This window comes from Roseibium sp. SCP14, from assembly GCF_040329475.1.
Classification (GTDB): Bacteria; Pseudomonadota; Alphaproteobacteria; order Rhizobiales; family Stappiaceae; genus Roseibium.
The window spans coordinates 69451-86184 of sequence record NZ_JBDZYH010000007.1 but is presented as its reverse complement, the minus strand read 5'-3'; the positions used below and the strand labels follow the sequence as shown (position 1 = coordinate 86184).

Genomic DNA, 16734 nt, shown 5'->3' with positions numbered 1-16734 from the left:
CCAAAAAATCCTGATTTGCTGATGGGAGGAAAGCATCATGACACAGGGCATCGAGCCCCGTGGAGGAGACCATCTGGTCTCTGACAGGGGACTGTTCAAAGGCCTGCACAACGGTATGAGCATTGCATCAAAGGCAATGATCGCCGCCTTTGTGGTCTTTACAATTCTCAACGTGGAATATGCAGGCAAGATTTATGGCGGTATCCGCTCATGGGTCGAGAGTGCCCTGAGCTGGTACTATATCAGTTCGGTCGTGATCCTGTTTTTCGTCTGCCTGTTCCTGATGTTCAGCCGCTTCGGCTCCATCCGGCTGGGCGACGACGATTCACGGCCTGAGTTCTCGAACTTCTCGTGGTTCGCGATGTTGTTCTCCGCCGGGGTTTCCATCGGCATCCTGTTCTTCGGCATTGCCGAGCCGTTGTTCTATTTCGACAACTCGGCGGGCTGGGGATATCCGAACAACCCGTTCGCGGATGCAGCCGGTCATACGGCGATGACGGTTGAGCGTGCAGTCGATGCCGTAAGAACCACCAACTTTCACTGGGGACTTCACGGCTGGGCAATCTACACGATGACCGGCCTTGCGCTTGGCTATTTTGCTTTCCGCAAGAAGCTGCCTCTGACCTTCCGTTCCGCGCTTTACCCGATCCTCGGTGACAAGATCTACGGTCCGGCCGGTCATGCGGTTGATCTGCTTGCCGTGTTCGGCACGGTATTCGGGATTGCCACGTCCATGGGACTTGGTGTGACGCAGATGGCCGAAGGCCTGAACGTTCTGTTCGGCACCGGGACCGGCACCGGCCTGAAGGTCGGGCTTGTCATCGCGATCTCGATCGTTGCGACCATGTCGGCAGTCTCCGGCATCGGCAAGGGCATCCGCATCCTGTCGGAGTGGAACATCATCCTGTCTATCTTGCTGGTGCTGTTCTTCCTGATCGCAGGACCGACGCAATGGTTGATCGGCTTCTTTCTGAACGCGCTGGGTGACTATGCAACCACGCTCTGGTCGATGGGTTTCTGGACTGCGTCCGAACCCGGCGATGTCAAATGGCAAGGTGGCTGGACCCTGTTCTACTGGGGCTGGTGGCTCTCATGGGCACCGTTCGTAGGCATGTTCGTGGCACGGATTTCCAAAGGCCGTACGATCCGCCAGTTCATGCTGGGTGCCATGCTGGTTCCCACAACGATGGCTTTCATCTGGATCTCCATCTTCGGTGGCAACGCGCTCTACATGGAACTGAATGCGGCAGGCGGTGTCGGTACCGCCGGGTTGATCGAGCAGGTCAACAACTGGAACCTCGGCGGTACGCTCTACGGCACGATTGAGCGTCTGGCGGAAGGCGGGGCCCTGGCCTGGATCATTTCAGCCTTGGCGACGTTCCTGTTGGCGACCTGGTTCATTACCAGCTCCGACTCCGGGACGCTTGTCGTGACCACGATCCTGTCGATGGGCAACGCACACCCGCCGAAGCAGCACCGCATCATCTGGGGCGCTGCCCAGGGCCTGGTGGCGGCCGTTCTCCTGCTTGCCGGCGGCCTGTCGGCTTTGCAAACGGCAGCCATTGCCGCGGCTCTGCCAATCTCGGTTCTGGTGGTGATGATGGCTTGGGGCGTGATCAAATCACTGATGGATGATCCAGCTGCAGTCAGCAACGTGGGTGAGATTGCGCCCGACGGGACCGCCCTCGACGGCGATCTTCACGCCTGATCCAGAAAATGAAGCGCGGGCGGAGAATTCCGCCCGCTGCATTTCTCTCAAATCCCTTGTTTCAACCTGTCTTTTGGCCACGCATGGCGTGAGCCGGGGAGGTTCAAGGTGACAACGACATTTGGGCGGGATCTCCCGTCCGTTTCCCAAATACCGGAGACGCCCTGTGCTGAACCTGAACCGCAATGACCTGCTGACCGAAAAAGCCTACATCAACGGCGTCTGGCATGAAGGCCAGGCACGTTTTGCGGTGCAGAACCCGGCAACAGGCGAAACCCTGGCAAATGTGACTGATTGCGATCTCGGCCAAGTGGACGAGGCAATTTCAGCTGCGCAATCCGCACAAAGAGAGTGGGCCGCACGAACCGGCAAGGAACGGGCAGCAATCCTGCATCGCTGGTATGAACTGATGGTGGAACATGCCGACGATCTGGCGGCGATCCTGACCGCGGAAATGGGCAAGCCGCTGGCCGAGGCAAAGGGCGAGATCCTCTATGGCGCCAGTTTCATCGAGTGGTTTTCAGAAGAAGCCAAACGGATTTACGGGGACACCATTCCCGGTCACCAGCGTGACAAGCGCATTCTGGTCATGAAGCAGCCAATCGGTGTGGTTGGAGCCATCACGCCGTGGAACTTCCCCAATGCGATGATTTCGCGCAAGGCAGCCCCCGCACTCGCGGCAGGCTGCGCGATGGTCGTTCGTCCTGCTACGGAAACTCCTCTCTCGGCGCTTGCCATGGCGCGTCTCGCAGAAGAAGCGGGTCTGCCAGCCGGTGTTTTTTCCGTCCTGCCGTCGACGGATAGTGTCGGTGTCGGCAAGGCATTTTGTGAAAATCCGATCATGCGCAAGATCAGCTTCACCGGTTCGACCCGCGTCGGCAAGATCCTGATGCAGCAAGGAGCGGCGCAACTCAAGAAGCTGTCGCTGGAACTGGGTGGCAACGCGCCGTTTATCGTCTTTGACGATGCGGATCTGGATGCAGCTGTCGAAGGCGCCATGATCTCCAAGTTTCGCAATGCAGGACAGACCTGCGTCTGTTCCAACCGGATCTATGTCCAGGATGGAGTGTATGACACCTTTGTCGAGAAGCTTTCTGCGGCCGTGGCAGCCTTGCAGGTGGGAGATGGCGCGGCGGATGGCTCCGCCATTGGACCGCTGATCACGGATGCGGCGGTCTCGAAGGTTCGAGAACACATCGCGGATGCCGTCAGCAAAGGTGCAGCCATTGCGACTGGAGGCGAAATGCATGCTCTGGGCGGCACGTTTTTCCAGCCCACGGTGATTTCCGGTGCGACCCGCGATATGGCAGTTGCGCGCGAAGAAACCTTTGGTCCTCTTGCTCCGGTGTTCCGCTTTTCAACCACTGAAGAGGTTCTGGCGGTGGCCAACGACACCGAGTTTGGCCTGGCTTCCTACTTCTACAGCCGAGACCTGAGTCGGGTGTGGCAGATGATGGAAGGACTGGAATACGGAATGGTTGGCGTTAACACGGGCTTGATCTCCACAGAAGTCGCGCCGTTTGGCGGGGTCAAGGAAAGCGGGCAGGGACGCGAAGGGTCAAAGTACGGGATCGAAGACTACCTCGAAGTGAAGTACTGCTGCCTGAGTGTTTAGAACATTCGGCGACGAACGCCGATTGTGGGACGCCGCTTGTCAGTTCGCCAACTCGAATTTGTGCTCTTCAAGAATGAACTGCGTGACGAACTGAAACACGTTTGGATTGCCTGCAAACAGACTTTGGCTGAGCGCGTGAAATTCTTTCATGTTGGCAAGGGTCAGGAACACGACGGCGTCGGTCTCGCCGGAGACAGAATAGACTTGTGACACGGAGCGCTCCTGTGCAAGCGCCTGCAACCATTCTTCGCGGGCAGTATTGCCGTGATCGAACAATTTGACACTCACAATCGCTTTCACGTTCCGGCCCAGCTTTTCGCCATCCGTCAGGACGATTGAGCGGGTGATGATGCCTTCCTTCCAGAGGTTGCGCACCCGGCGCAGGCAGCTGGAAGGAGCAAGGCCAACCCTGTCGGCCAGATCGATATTGCTTATCGAGGCGTCCTGCTGCAGGTAATCCAGTATCTTTCGATCTATCTGGTCCATTTGCTTCAAAATTTTACTTTATTCGAATTTTATTGCAAAAACCTGCCATCTTCGATCACCCATTTCAATCAATTAGTGAGATGTTGGCGACGAACTTTCAGTCATTGAATCCCTCAGAAGAAGTCCCTGACATTGCAATCTTACCTTCGCGATCTTAGCCACCGCAGCCTGAGCACCTTTTGGGAAATGGCCCGCATCATGGTCCCGATCATGATCATCATGCGCCTTGCCGACACCTATGGCGTGATTGACTGGATGAGCCCGGCCATGCAACCGGTCATGGCGTTGCTCAACCTTCCGCCGGAAGCGGCCATCGTCTGCCTGACGGCGATCCTGACGGGGCTGTACGGCGCAATCGCTACACTGCCGGTCCTGATCGGACAGGAGCTCACAGCCGCGCAAATCACCTCCATTTGCACTTTCATGCTGATTGCCCATGCCCTTCCGGTGGAGCAGGCCATTGTTCGAAAGGCAGGGGGATCGTTCTGGGGAACAGTCTTTCTGCGCCTGTTCGCGGCCTGTCTCGCCGTGCTTCTGATTGACGCCGGCAGCAAGGTGACGGGTTATCTGTCCGAGCCTCAATCGCTGGATCACTTCAAGGAATTTGCCCGCGTGGATGCCGGTCACATGGACTGGGCTCTATCAAGCCTCAAGGGAATGGTGTTGCTGTTCATTATTCTCGCGGGCCTCCTGGTCATGATGGACGCGTTTGACCGGTTTGGTGTGACGGCGGTGTTCAACCGCCTCTTCGCGCCCGTCATGCACTTGTCCGGGCTGGATCGCTCAGTCACGTCGATCACCACTGCCGGAATACTCCTCGGACTGGCCTATGGCGGTGGACTGATCATCGCCCGCGGCAACGATCCGGCAATTTCCCACAAGGCGCGATACTACGCGCTGTGCTGGTTGTCGCTTTGTCACGGCTTGATCGAGGATGTGGCACTGATGGTGGCGATCGGCGGTGATTTCTGGGTGCTGTTCTTCGGTCGGTTGATACTCACACTTTTCCTGGTTCGCGGGCTCATGCTCTGGCACCGGCTGCGCAAAAAGGAGATCCTTGCGACAACCTGAAATCGGCAGTTGTGCGCGCCCATCGCAGAATTTTCACTTCTGTTGCCAGCTGGATGAAATTCTGCTCGGTTACCTGCTCAAGGTGAAATGAGGTTTGGATGATTGGGACGATCGAGAGCGGCGCAGGAGCGGAAATCCCGGAGCGGCCCAAGCTGCCGCAGCAGTTCATTCTCGATGTCACAGAGCCTTTGACCCGTGAAGATGTCAGGCACTTCGAACCGATTTTCGATCTGATCCCTGACATCTATTTCTATGTGAAAGGAAAGAGCGGGCGATGGGTTACCTGCAACATTGCCAGCTTGCGTCTGCTGTCACTTTCGCGGCGCGAGGAGATATTCGGCGCACGGGAAGAGAGTTTCTTTCCCCCGCAAGTGGCAGAAGCCATCCTCAGGGATGATCTGAACGTCATTCGCGGCAAGACACGCATCATCAACAAGTTCGAACTGATCGCGAATGAAAGCGGTCAGCTCGTCTGGGTCGTGACCAACAAGCTTCCCATTCTCGACTTGACCGGGGACGTGCTCGGGCTGGTCGGCATAACCCGCGTCCTGCCTGAAAGCCGGGCGTTGCCGGGGCCGCTTGAAAGGTTCCGGAATGTGATCGGTCATATCGAAGACAATATGGGCGGAACATTGCGCGTTCCCGATCTTGCTCACCTTGCAGGGATGTCAGAGAGTCACTTCAGAAGACGGTTCAAGGAGACTTTTGGGGTGTCTGCTCAGGAGTTCATCTTACGCACCCGTTTGCAGGCGGCGTCACGCATGATTGCGGGTACGGGCAAGCCTTTTTCCCAGATTTCGCTCGAATGCGGTTTTTCCGATCAGAGCTATTTCACCCGTCAGTTCACCAGGTTTTTCGGGCAGCCGCCGAAGAACTATCGTCTGCGCTGGCGCAGTACATAAGCCTCAAATGATCGAATAATTATAAAACTCAGACATTTTCGTTCAAGACTTTCCGTATCCGTTCAATGGAAACTTCCCCTCAGCACTAGTTTGAATTGTTGGGTTCTCAAGGGGAGGAGGACCACGGCAGCTGCCGTGGCCTAACGGGAAATTGTTGAAACGTGTCAACGGTATAGATCACAAAGTGCAAGGGTCGAAGACCCCTTCCGATACGCTTGTGCTCATACATGGGCTTGGTGCGTCTTCCAATCAGTTTGCCGATCTGCTGGATTTTGGCGACCGGGGCATCCGGCTGCTTTTGGTCGATTTGCCCGGACATGCACGCAACATTTGCCGCGAACCAGAACGAGCTGCCGGTTTTAACACTTTCAGCGAGTTGATCATTGACCTGTGCGATCGACTGGACCTTCGCCGTTCGGTCTTTTGCGGCATTTCCATGGGTTCTGCGCTCTCGCTCAAGATCGCGGCGAAGAGACCCGATCTGGTGCGCCATGTCGTTGCTGTCCGGCCTGCATGGATGACCAGCCAGAAGCCGGTGCACCTGAAGCTGATCGGCCTGATCGGTGAGTTGTTCGAAAACCACGATGCTGAAGATGTGCTGGCCCGGCTTGAAGCCGTTCCGTCATATCGGGAGCTTGCAGCGGACGTGTCAGGTTCGGCCGCTTCGGTTCGTGGTGTCGTGACCCGGGACAATGCACGTGAACATGCTCCGGTGCTGACCGCGATTTATGGTGACCGTCCGTTCGCGCGTCTGGCGGATATGCGCGCGGTTGAATGCCCTGTCGATGTTCTTGGCACCAATGCCGATGCGCTTCATCCGATTGCGCTGGCGCACCAGACAGCAAATGCGCTGCCGAACGCGCGTTTCGGCATCTTGCCTCCCCGCTATCTCGAACCTGCTGCGCACGCTGCCGCGTTGAAAGAAACGCTGTGGAAGGTGATGCGCCAGCCGCATGGAGACCATCGTGATTACCAAAAGGGTTGATCCCCGCGAGTTTCTCGCCCGAATGAAAAAGAAGGTTGCCGATCGCGAACCGATCATGATTGCGAGCGCCGGGAGCGGGCTGGTTGCCAGGCTTCTGGAAGATGAAGGTATCGACATCATCAATACCTTTTCGGGCGCACGCCTGAGGGCCAACGGCATGGGAACCATGTCGATGATGTGGCCCATTCTCGACAGCAATGCCCAAACGCTCAACTACACCCGCGAGGACATCTTGCCGGCGCTCTCGGGCAAGGCAATGGTGTGTGCCTGCCTGAATGCAAACGATCCCCTTCGCGACATGCGCATGGTGCTGGAAGATTGCCAGCGAATGGGTGCGAATGCCGTTTCCAACATAGGTCCTTCGATTTCCTATGTGGACGAGAACAGCGAAATCAAGAAAGTGCTGACGAGTGCCGGGATCACGCTCGACAACGAAATCGAGATGCTGAAGCTCGCCAGGGAAATGGGCATGGTCACCGTAGGGTTGGCGTTCACCGTTGAAGATTCCCTGCGCATCGCGAAAGAAGCCCGGCCGCATATCTTTTGCTACCACGCCGGAACCACAAAAGGTGGACGTACAGGCTACGACAACGGTTCGACAATCGAAGACACCGCGCGCGAAACCGAAGCCGTCTATGCGCAGGTACGCAGCATCGCCCCGGACACGATCCTGGTTGGCCACGGAGCGGCGATGGAAACGCCGGAAGATGCGCAATTCATGCTGAACAACACCAGCGGAGACGGATTCTGGACGGGTTCGTCAACGGAACGTTTGCCGATCGAGCGGGCCGTCACACAGGCCGCTGCGCAGTTCCGTCGTCTTTCCTTCACGTAAATCAAGGGGCGCAGAATGTCCAAGACCGTTGCAATTCTTGCCACTGCCGACACCAAGGGTAACGAGGTCGATTATCTTCGTGCCAAGATCCGCGAGGCCGGTGTCGAAGCGCTGGTGTTCGATTTCGGTGTCATGGACGACCCACAAATCAACGTCGATTTTTCGGCGGCTGATTTAGCAATTGCCGGTGGTGCAAACCTTTCGGAACTGCGCGCAAGCGCAAAGCGCGAAGAAGCCAGCGCGGTCATGGCCCGGGGCATGACCGCTTTGCTCCTCGACCTTCTGGGACAAGAAGCACTAAGCGGTGTGATCGGTCTTGGCGGCACGCAAGGCACGGAAGCCATCACGAAGGTGTTGCAAGGGCTGCCATACGGGCTGCCGAAGGTGATGTTCTCGACCATGGCGTCGGGCAATACGGCAGGATATGTCGGCATTCGGGACATCACGATGATGTTCTCCGTCAGCGACATTCTCGGGCTCAATCCGTTTTCGCGCGCGATGTTGGCCAATGCCGCCGGTGCGATCGCCGGAATGGCGAGGGCAGGAGCCACGCTGAATTTCAAGTCCGAACGCCCAGTCATCGGAATGACCAATCTCGGCGTTCTGACAAAGGGCACCTTGCACGCAATCAAGCTGCTGAATGAAAAGGGCTACGAGGTCGTTGTCTTCCATGCGGTCGGCTCCGGCGGTGCGGCTATGGAAGCAATGATGCGCGAAGGCGTCATCACGGCGGTGTTCGACTATGGCCTTGGCGAGCTGGCCGACCAGATGTTCGGAGGTATCAGGGCTTGCGACGACAGCAGGCTGACAGTTGCCGCGGAACTGGGCCTGCCGCAGGTGATCGTGCCGGGGGGGATTGACCATATCGGCGTCGTTCTGGAAGAGCCCAACACCGTTCCTGAAGAGTATGCCGACCGTCAGCACGCCTTCCACAATCCGACGATCCTGGTTCCCCGCACATCAGCGGAGGAGGGCGCTCAGATCATGGCCGAGCTGGGCCGCCGCACGGCCAAGGCGCGCCATGTCAGTTTTCTGATGCCGCGTCAGGGAGGGAGCGCTTATTCCGTTGAAGGTGGACCGTTGCGCGACAAAGAAGCCGACGAGGTTTTATTCGCTGCTGCGCACCGGGAGCTTGGAAGCATAGGCCCGGTCATCGACGTGGATGCAGCAGCGGAGGATCCAGTCTTTGTGGAGCGGGCTATCGAAGAACTGCTCAGCAACATCGAAGCGGCACGAAGATGATGCTTGCGCTCGACAATGTGCACAAGAGCTACGGCAGGCTGCACGCCCTCAAAGGGATATCCATCAGTGTTCCCGAAGGTGCGTTCCACGCATTGCTTGGCCCGTCATCGGCGGGAAAAACGACTGCGCTGCGCGTGATCTGCGGATTGGAGACGCCGGAAAAAGGCTCGGTTTCCCTTTATGGCTACAGGGCAAATGAAGCCCCCATACAAGGGCGCGGCCTGGCGATGATCTTTCAGAGCTTCGCACTTTATCCGCATATGAATGTGCGCCAGAACCTCGCCTATCCATTGAAGCGAATGGGTGCAACTGACGAGGTCATCAAAAGAAAGGTGGGTCAGGTCGCGGAGACCTTGCGCATCGGCCACCGGCTGGAAAACAAGACGACCCAGCTCTCGGGCGGAGAACAGCAACGTGTCGCGATCGGTCGTGCGCTGATCCGGGAGCCACGTGTTCTTCTCCTGGATGAACCGCTTACAAATCTTGATGCAAAGTTGCGCGATTCAATGCGTGTGGAATTCAAGCGGTTGCACCGTGAGCTGGGCATCACGATGCTTTACGCAACACCGGATCAGCTGGAAGCCACGACTATGGCTGATGAAATCGCCGTCATCGACGATGGCAGGATCATCGCTTCCGGAAGGCCATCGGATCTCTATCACGCGCCGCAAAATACCCGGGTTGCTCAGCTTGTCGGTTCGCCGCCGGTGAACCTGTTGCCGGTTAAAAACCGCCGCGCCAACACGGTATCGCTGGGTTTTGCGGACCTGCCGCAATCAGCCCCTGAGGGAACCGTATGCGCGATCCGTCCGCACGACCTGAAGCTTGATCCGGACACGCCGGACTTCTTGGGCACGGTCGTCCTGACCGAAGCGCTTGGTGATGTCAGCGTGGTCACGGTCAGTGCCGCCGAGGCGCGGGTTCGGACAGTTCTCTACGGCGCGGACGCCGCGCGGGTGCGCATCGGCGACAGGCTGCCCCTCAAGATTGAGCGGGCGCTTTTTCTTCCAGACGCAGGCGCGATGCCGGCCTAGCGAAAAAAATCAAGCAAATCGGCATTCAACGGAGGAGAAAATGACCCATTACCTGAAGACAGGACTGTTGCTCACTGCATCGATGTTCTTGGGCTCATCCGCCCTTGCAGAAGACATCACGATCCGCATGGCCGCGCCCGATTGGGGCCCGACACGGTTCATGCAGGAATACGCAAACGAGACCTACAAGGCCCCCTCGGGAAACAACGTCAAACTCGAGATCGACTTCATTCCGTGGCCGAATTTCTTTGACCGGGTGAATGCCTCCCTGAACTCGGGTGAGCAGAAGTACCAGATGCTGGTTTCAGACAGCCAGTGGCTCGGAACGTTCATCGAAGCCGGTTACTTTTTGAAGCTCAACGACCTGATTGCCGAAGACGAAGAGTTGCAGGCAATCATCAAGGACCTGCATCCGGCGCTGGTTTCCGGCTATTCGACCTATCCCAACGTTCCGGCAGACAAGGTTGCCGAAATGGGGAACTACTCGCCTGACATAAACTATTACGGTTTTCCTCAGTTTCCCGACAACTATTTCACCTACTACAGGACCGACCTCTTCTGTGATGAAGGGGAAAATGCGGCCTACCAGGCCAAGTACGGCTCGGATCTGCCGTGTGACGCTTCCGCCTGGGAAGACATGACCTGGGACGACTGGGGCAATATCGGCGAATTCTTTACCCGCAGCGCAGGCGAGACACTTGCGGGCAAAACCCTTGAAAGCGATTTCTACGGCGTCGCTTATCAGGCCGGCAAACCGCTCGACTTCTCAACGATGCAGATCAACGCGTTCTTCTGGCAATGGGGAGGCGGTATCTGGGATGAGTCCAATGAGCCCAATTCACCTGTTCTTGGTGTCGTGAACTCGGACGAAAACGTCGCAGGCTTCGAGCGGTATCTGGAACTGCTGCAACACGCACCACCGATCGCCAAAACAGGTCAGATGGGTATCTTCGAGATCCAGGACCTCTACATGCAGGGCAAGATTGCCGCGATCATCGATTGGGCAGCTCTTGCCGCGCCCGTTGTCGATCCTCAGACAAGCCAGGTGTCTGACGTTACCGGCTTCGGTCTGATGCCGGGGAACATGCTGAACGGCAAACTCGACCGGAGTGCCAATCTCGGCGGCCAACCCTTTGTCCTCACCACCTGGAACGACGATGAAGTGATTGCCGAAGCCATTGATCTGGTCAAGTGGTGGCTGTCGGAAGACACCCAGATTGCCGCCGTCAAGGCCGGTGGGCAATCGGGCCTCATGTCGGTTCTTGGAAATCCTGACTATGACAGCTGGGCTCCGTGGAACGCGACCTACCGGCAGTCGCTGCCGTGGCAGAAGGATCTCTGGCATGTCCCGGAGATGTTCGAGATGCTGACTCAGCAACAGGAAGAATTCGACCGCGCCATCACTGGACAGATTTCAGCACGCGAAGCTCTCGATGCCGTCGCTGAATTCCAGGACGAGCTTCTGCGTGACGCAGAACGCCTGAAGTAATCGGAACAAGAAGGCCGCGATCATGGTTATGCAAACTTCCGTCTTGCCGCCCGCTTTTACCGAAAAGGCAGATGCACGCGGCCTTCTTCAATGGATCAATGCACCGGAGCGACGCGGGCCGCTCCTTGTCGCCCCGGCATTGGCAACCCTGTTTCTGATCAACATTTTGCCCCTGCTTTGGTCTTTCGGACTGAGCTTCTTCAATTATCGAGCCAACCGGCAGGCTCTGCCCCGGTTCAAGGGCCTTGAAAACTATGCCGATCTTCTGACCGACGACCGGGTTTGGGAGCGTTTCGTGACCACCGGACTGATTGTCAGCTCTTCGGTTGCGCTTCAGCTGATGATCGGATTTGGCCTGGCATTGCTGTTTGCCAAGAACTTTCCCATGCGAAGGCTGGTTCTCATGCTGGTCCTGACGCCCATGATGCTTTCATTCGTGTCTGTCGCCATATTCTTCAAGCTGTTCTACGATCCGACGCTGGGCATTCTGTCCTGGTTCGTAAGTCTTTTTACCGGTGAAAGTTTCGCGCTTCTTTCCACGCCGCAAGGTGCCATTCTCGGGATCGTCGTCGCCGACGCCTGGATGTGGTCGCCCTTCGTCATGCTGCTGGTGCTGGCAGGCCTCGTATCGGTTCCGGGCTACCTTTACGAGGCGGCCGAGATCGACCGGGCTTCGGCTTGGACACGATTTCGCACGATCACATTCCCCTATGTGAAGAGTCTGCTGCTGCTGGCCTTGCTCTTCCGGACAATCGAGACCTTCAAGACCTTCGATCTGGTTTTCCTGATCACCGAGGGCGGTCCGGGATCAAGCACGGAAACAATTGCCATCTATGCCTACCGTCTTGGTTTCCAGTTTTTCCGCACAAGCGAAGCCTCAGCCCTGGCCTACATGATCCTGTTCGTCGTGATCGTGCTGACGTCGATCTATCTCTATGTCGTCAAACGCCGCAACGCGGCGGAGGAGGTCTGATATGTCCGGTTCGTTCCGCAAACATGATCAGGCAAGCAAGCTGCGCGCTGCATGCGCCTGGATTGTCGGGGGGATCTACTTTGCGCCGGTCTTCTGGATCATCCTGACCGCGTTCAAGACGAGAGCGGACGCGTTGGCAATTCCGCCGAAGCTTTTCTTTTCGCCAACACTGGACAACTTTCACGCGGTTTTCTTCAATGTCTCCAGTACCGGCGATGTGACCGGAACCGGCGTCTGGCTCTATTTTGCGAATTCGGCCTTCATCGCGATCACCTCGGTCTTGCTGGCCCTGGTCATCGGAACGCTGGCTGCCTATGCGTTTTCCCGATATCCCCTCAAGGGCAACGACACCTATCTGTTCGTGATCCTCACGACCAGAATGCTGCCACCGATCGTGGTCATCATCCCGATCTTTCTGATGTTCCGCGTGACCGGGCTATCCGGCTCCTATCTCGGGATCATCCTGCTCTACACCGGTTTCAACCTGCCGTTCTCGATCTGGATGATGAAAAGCTTCTTTGATGACCTCAATCCGGAAGTCGAAGACAGCGCGCGGATGGATGGATCCGGCGACTGGACTGTGCTTGGAAGGATTGCGCTGCCGCAGGTGCTCGCCGGTCTGGCCGCAACAGCCGTATTTGCGCTGATCCTGACCTGGAACGAGTTCATTTTTGCCTTGTTGCTCACGGGTACTGAAACGCGAACCGTTCCGGTTGCCATTGCCAGCACGATCGGCGGTGAGATCGGCGTGCACTGGGGCAAGCTGTCGGCAATGGTTTCGCTCTTTCTCATCCCCGTTTTCATCGTGACATTTGCCTTGCAGAACCAGCTCTTGCGTGGCGTCACATTTGGCACTGTCCGCAAGTAACGAGGTCGAAATGTCAATTCTGACGCTCGAAGGGCTCTCCAAGAATTTCGGCAGCTTCGCTGCGGTCAAGGATGTGTCGATGGCCGTGCAACCTGACGAGGTTCTGTGCCTCCTGGGGCCGTCCGGTTGCGGTAAGACCACAACTTTGCGCATGATCGCCGGGCTGGAATCGGCAACCCGCGGCAGCGTGGCATTCGGTGATCAAGAGGTTACCGGTCTGCCGGCCCGGCAGCGTGATGTCGCCATGGCGTTTCAGTTTTACGCTCTTTATCCGGACCTGACAGTCGCGGAAAATCTCGTCTACCCGCTTAAGGCCGAGAAGGCGACCGCTGACGAGTGCGCGCAGCGGCTGAACCGGATATCGGACATTCTGCAGCTCGGCACCATATTGCATCGTCATCCGCATCAGCTATCGGAGGGAGAAAAGCAACGGGTCGCCGTAGGGCGATGCGTCATCCGCGCGCCCAATGCCTTCCTGTTCGACGAACCGTTAAGCCGTCTGGATGCCAAGCTCCGAGACGAGATGAGAGGATCAATCCGCAAGATCCTTGCAACGCTCGACAAACCGACCGTGATCGTGACGCACGATCAGCTTGAGGCGATGACAATGGGTGACCGGATTGCGGTCATGCGCGAGGGAAAGGTCGAGCAGATAGGGCGACCTCAGGATGTCTTCGACCGACCATGCAATACATTTGTGGCCGGGTTCATCGGTACTCCTCAAATGAACCTCCTCGAAGGCCAGTGCAAAGCTGTAAGCGAAACTGAAGTGATACTTGAACTGGGGGGCGAAGCGCTTGTCCTTCCTGGCAACCGTTTCGCCGAACTAACTGAAAACGGCGAGAAAATCACACTTGCCTTCCGACCGAGAGCAGTGTCTCCCGGCCATGCAGCTGATGTGATTTTCGAGAATGCGAAGGTGGTGCTCACAGAAAACATGGGCGCAGAAACACTGGTCCATGCCGAGTGGAACGATCTGCCGATCAGGATGCTGGCGCAAGGAAATTGCCGAGATGTCGGCACTTGTCTCGACCTTGGCGTAAGCGTCGATGCCTTGACCCTGTTCAATCGAGTTGGCCTGCGTCTGGCCTTGAAAAGTGATGGAGGGAGGCACTGATGCGTAGTGAAGCACTCATGAGTGAACGATCAGCCACTCTGGCGCGAGGTGCCATCCTGACGCTGTCTATCGGTTCGTTGGTTGCGGTGTTCCAACCCATTTCGCACCTGTTGTTTCAGGTGGGGTGCGTGACGATCTTTTTGTCTGCGATCCTCTTCAACCTGATGCCGTTTCTGATCGCAGGCCGATCCTGGCGGTCGGTCCGCACAGCCGGGAGTGTCATCCTGGCCGTTCTCATCCTTCTGATCGTGTTTGCCGTCATCTCGGCCTGGGGCTACGTGCTCTACCTGCAGGCCAGATGACCTTGTTTGGAGCGTTCCATGAAAAATCGCTGGAATCCTGTCGATGCTGCCGAGACTTCATCCGACCTCGAACTGAGGGCGTATTCCTCCCGCCTGATCGGTGTTGACCCTGAACTCGTTCTTCATGGTGGTGGAAACACGTCGGTCAAGACAACGGCATACAACATCTTCGGCGAAACGGTTGAGGCGATCTATGTCAAATCGTCCGGTTTCGATCTGGCCAAGATGGGGGTGGAGGGATTTACCGGTCTGGAGCTGTGCAGGCTTCTGGCATTGGCGGAACTTCCTGCATTGTCCGACACCGAAATGGTTCGTGAAGTCAAACGTGCCCAGTTCGACCCATCCGCCGCCAATGCATCTATCGAAGCCATCGTGCACGCACTCATCCCCTTCAGGTTTGTCGACCATTCCCATGCGGACGCGATCCTGACGATCTCAAACTCCGCCTTGCCGGTTTCTACCTGGCGCGACGTTTTTGGCGAGGCTGTCGCCGTGCTGCCCTATGTCAAACCGGGCTTCGACCTGGCTCGCCAGATATCGGAGTTTTCTGCCTCGGGCGGATTTAAGAAGCATGACGGGCTGGTTCTGGAGAACCATGGTCTCTTCACCTTCCATGATGACGCCCGCAAGAGTTACGACCGCCACATCGAACTTGTGGACGTCGCGCAGAGGTTTCTGGAACAAAACTACGGTGTTCTGGCGCCGTCGGATGCATTGGAAGAAGATCCGGTAAAGCTTGCAAAGCTGCGTCGCGCGATTGGCGATATGGCTGGTGGACCGGTCATTTCACGGCCGTCCTGCAGTGTTCCTTCGGATTTTGCTGAGCGCCTGACAAGACTAAGCAGGCGGGGCACAGTGACGCCGGAGCATGTCATTCATAACAAGCCGTTCCCTGCCTTCATAGGAGACGATGCCCACGGTGGACTGGACAACTTCGCTTCGGATTATCAAGCCTATTTCGACCGGGCAAATGACCCGGACCTCGTGCGCCTGCCGCTCAATCCGCACTGGGCTGTGTTCGGGAACGGCAATATCCGAAGCTTCGGCGTCAATCAGAAGCGCGCGGATGTTTCTGCAGATGTGGCGCGCACGACGGCCAAGGCCCTTCTTTACGCCGATCGGACAGGCGACTGGAAAGGGCTGAGTGAAGACGACCTTCGCGCGCTGGAATACTGGGAACTTGAGCAAGCGAAATTAAGGAAACAGCCCAAGGGGCCGGAACTGACCGGCAAGATTGCGTTGGTCTCGGGCGCAGCTGCGGGCATCGGTTTTGCAGTTGCGCAAAAGTTGCGCGAAAGGGGCGCCGTTGTCGTCGGTCTTGATATCAACGAGGCGGTAAGGATCAGGCTGAACGGCACGGGGTTCGAGGGGCTGGTCGTTGACGCGACGGACAGGTCTGCGGTCGAAAACGCTGTTGCTCAGGTGACGCATGCGTATGGCGGACTTGATATCGTTGTTTCCAACGCAGGCATTTTCACTGCGGGCGAGCGCGTGGAGCAGATGGATGACGATAACTGGGCGCGCTCGATGCAGGTCAATCTGGATGCGCACATGATCCTGGCAAGAGCCGCGATACCGGTGCTGCGCCATGGCTTTGATCCGTCTCTGCTTGTTATGGCGTCCCGCAATGTTCCTGCGCCCGGGGCCGGGGCTGCGGCCTATTCGGTTGCCAAGGCCGGTCTCACCCAGTTGATGCGCGTTCTGGCGCTGGAGCTCTCTCCTGAAGGGATCACCGTGAACGCCCTTCATCCGGACGCGGTGTTCGATACCGAACTCTGGACCGAAGAAGCCCTGAATCGGTCCGCCATGCGATATGGCCTCACCGTCGATGAGTACAAACGCCGCAACCTCATGAAGAACGAAGTGAGCTCGACGGATGTCGCAAATGCGGCGCTGGCGTTGGTTGGAGGAACGTTCCGGAGGACAACCGGCGCTCAAATCCCGATTGATGGCGGTAATGAGCGAGTCATCTAGAACTGCTCTCGTTCAAAATTGCACACGTCGAAACTGTCGACTGGCTCGTTTCTTGTCAGATGGGTGAGTTTATCGAACTTTTCTTTCACCCCTGTTCATCGGGTGTTGCGAAGGCCGGTTGGATGGGTCAACT

General features: G+C 57.2%; 15 protein-coding genes. 14 read left to right on the top strand and 1 reads right to left on the bottom strand.

The window, feature by feature from the left end; all coding sequences use genetic code 11:
* Window positions 1–37: 37 nt before the first annotated feature.
* Both ABLQ08_RS24815 and ABLQ08_RS24810 read left to right on the top strand, forming a co-directional pair.
* Window positions 38–1708, top strand: a complete 1671-nt coding sequence (locus ABLQ08_RS24815) for a BCCT family transporter (RefSeq protein WP_352947866.1) — start codon at window positions 38–40, stop codon at window positions 1706–1708.
* Window positions 1709–1874: 166 nt separating this feature from the next.
* Window positions 1875–3323, top strand: a complete 1449-nt coding sequence (locus ABLQ08_RS24810; RefSeq protein ID WP_352947864.1) for an NAD-dependent succinate-semialdehyde dehydrogenase — start codon at window positions 1875–1877, stop codon at window positions 3321–3323.
* Window positions 3324–3362: 39 nt separating this feature from the next.
* On the opposite strand, the gene ABLQ08_RS24805 is transcribed toward ABLQ08_RS24810, so the two are convergent.
* Window positions 3363–3809, bottom strand: coding sequence for an Lrp/AsnC family transcriptional regulator (locus ABLQ08_RS24805; protein WP_352947861.1), 447 nt, complete (start codon window positions 3807–3809; stop codon window positions 3363–3365).
* Window positions 3810–3995: 186 nt separating this feature from the next.
* Between ABLQ08_RS24805 and ABLQ08_RS24800 the strand changes: the two genes are divergently transcribed.
* The 12 genes from ABLQ08_RS24800 to ABLQ08_RS24745 all read left to right on the top strand — a co-directional run bounded on the left by ABLQ08_RS24800 (window position 3996) and on the right by ABLQ08_RS24745 (window position 16601).
* A complete protein-coding gene (locus ABLQ08_RS24800) occupies window positions 3996–4880 on the top strand; it encodes a nucleoside recognition domain-containing protein (RefSeq protein ID WP_352947859.1) in 885 nt (294 codons plus the stop codon).
* 98 nt (window positions 4881–4978) lie between these two features.
* Window positions 4979–5782, top strand: a complete 804-nt coding sequence (locus ABLQ08_RS24795) for an AraC family transcriptional regulator (RefSeq protein WP_352947856.1) — start codon at window positions 4979–4981, stop codon at window positions 5780–5782.
* 154 nt (window positions 5783–5936) lie between these two features.
* The gene (locus ABLQ08_RS24790) at window positions 5937–6767 is read left to right on the top strand and encodes an alpha/beta fold hydrolase (RefSeq protein WP_352947854.1); all 831 of its coding nucleotides are present in this window, start codon (window positions 5937–5939) and stop codon (window positions 6765–6767) included.
* Window positions 6748–7602: a phosphoenolpyruvate hydrolase family protein gene (locus ABLQ08_RS24785; protein WP_352947851.1), complete on the top strand. Its 855-nt coding sequence runs from the start codon at window positions 6748–6750 to the stop codon at window positions 7600–7602. Before ABLQ08_RS24790 ends, ABLQ08_RS24785 begins: the two co-directional genes overlap by 20 nt.
* Before the next feature lie 15 nt (window positions 7603–7617).
* Window positions 7618–8844 (top strand): Tm-1-like ATP-binding domain-containing protein, encoded by a 1227-nt coding sequence (locus ABLQ08_RS24780; protein WP_352947849.1) that lies wholly within the window; start codon window positions 7618–7620, stop codon window positions 8842–8844.
* Window positions 8841–9878, top strand: a complete 1038-nt coding sequence (locus ABLQ08_RS24775; protein ID WP_352947847.1) for an ABC transporter ATP-binding protein — start codon at window positions 8841–8843, stop codon at window positions 9876–9878. Before ABLQ08_RS24780 ends, ABLQ08_RS24775 begins: the two co-directional genes overlap by 4 nt.
* A gap of 40 nt (window positions 9879–9918) precedes the next feature.
* On the top strand, window positions 9919–11367 hold the full coding sequence (locus ABLQ08_RS24770) for an extracellular solute-binding protein (protein ID WP_352947846.1): 1449 nt from the start codon (window positions 9919–9921) through the stop codon (window positions 11365–11367).
* Between the two features lie 22 nt (window positions 11368–11389).
* Window positions 11390–12340, top strand: coding sequence for a carbohydrate ABC transporter permease (locus ABLQ08_RS24765; protein ID WP_352947843.1), 951 nt, complete (start codon window positions 11390–11392; stop codon window positions 12338–12340).
* 1 nt (window position 12341) lies between these two features.
* Entirely contained in the window at window positions 12342–13208 is an 867-nt protein-coding gene (locus ABLQ08_RS24760) for a carbohydrate ABC transporter permease (RefSeq protein ID WP_352947840.1), read from the top strand.
* A gap of 10 nt (window positions 13209–13218) precedes the next feature.
* Window positions 13219–14325: an ABC transporter ATP-binding protein gene (locus tag ABLQ08_RS24755; protein WP_352947838.1), complete on the top strand. Its 1107-nt coding sequence runs from the start codon at window positions 13219–13221 to the stop codon at window positions 14323–14325.
* Window positions 14325–14627, top strand: coding sequence for a hypothetical protein (locus ABLQ08_RS24750; protein WP_352947835.1), 303 nt, complete (start codon window positions 14325–14327; stop codon window positions 14625–14627). Before ABLQ08_RS24755 ends, ABLQ08_RS24750 begins: the two co-directional genes overlap by 1 nt.
* Before the next feature lie 18 nt (window positions 14628–14645).
* Entirely contained in the window at window positions 14646–16601 is a 1956-nt protein-coding gene (locus tag ABLQ08_RS24745; RefSeq protein WP_352947834.1) for an SDR family oxidoreductase, read from the top strand.
* Window positions 16602–16734: the final 133 nt, after the last annotated feature.

Excerpts from the sequence above, each read along its gene's own strand:
- ABLQ08_RS24815 (WP_352947866.1), top strand. The coding sequence starts at position 38 with ATGACACAGGGCATCGAGCCCCGTGGAGGAGACCATCTGGTCTCTGAC.
- ABLQ08_RS24805 (WP_352947861.1), bottom strand. The coding sequence starts at position 3,809 with ATGGACCAGATAGATCGAAAGATACTGGATTACCTGCAGCAGGACGCC.
- ABLQ08_RS24800 (WP_352947859.1), top strand. The coding sequence starts at position 3,996 with ATGGCCCGCATCATGGTCCCGATCATGATCATCATGCGCCTTGCCGAC.
- ABLQ08_RS24795 (WP_352947856.1), top strand. The coding sequence starts at position 4,979 with ATGATTGGGACGATCGAGAGCGGCGCAGGAGCGGAAATCCCGGAGCGG.
- ABLQ08_RS24780 (WP_352947849.1), top strand. The coding sequence starts at position 7,618 with ATGTCCAAGACCGTTGCAATTCTTGCCACTGCCGACACCAAGGGTAAC.
- ABLQ08_RS24775 (WP_352947847.1), top strand. The coding sequence starts at position 8,841 with ATGATGCTTGCGCTCGACAATGTGCACAAGAGCTACGGCAGGCTGCAC.
- ABLQ08_RS24770 (WP_352947846.1), top strand. The coding sequence starts at position 9,919 with ATGACCCATTACCTGAAGACAGGACTGTTGCTCACTGCATCGATGTTC.
- ABLQ08_RS24765 (WP_352947843.1), top strand. The coding sequence starts at position 11,390 with ATGGTTATGCAAACTTCCGTCTTGCCGCCCGCTTTTACCGAAAAGGCA.
- ABLQ08_RS24760 (WP_352947840.1), top strand. The coding sequence starts at position 12,342 with ATGTCCGGTTCGTTCCGCAAACATGATCAGGCAAGCAAGCTGCGCGCT.
- ABLQ08_RS24755 (WP_352947838.1), top strand. The coding sequence starts at position 13,219 with ATGTCAATTCTGACGCTCGAAGGGCTCTCCAAGAATTTCGGCAGCTTC.
- ABLQ08_RS24750 (WP_352947835.1), top strand. The coding sequence starts at position 14,325 with ATGCGTAGTGAAGCACTCATGAGTGAACGATCAGCCACTCTGGCGCGA.
- ABLQ08_RS24745 (WP_352947834.1), top strand. The coding sequence starts at position 14,646 with ATGAAAAATCGCTGGAATCCTGTCGATGCTGCCGAGACTTCATCCGAC.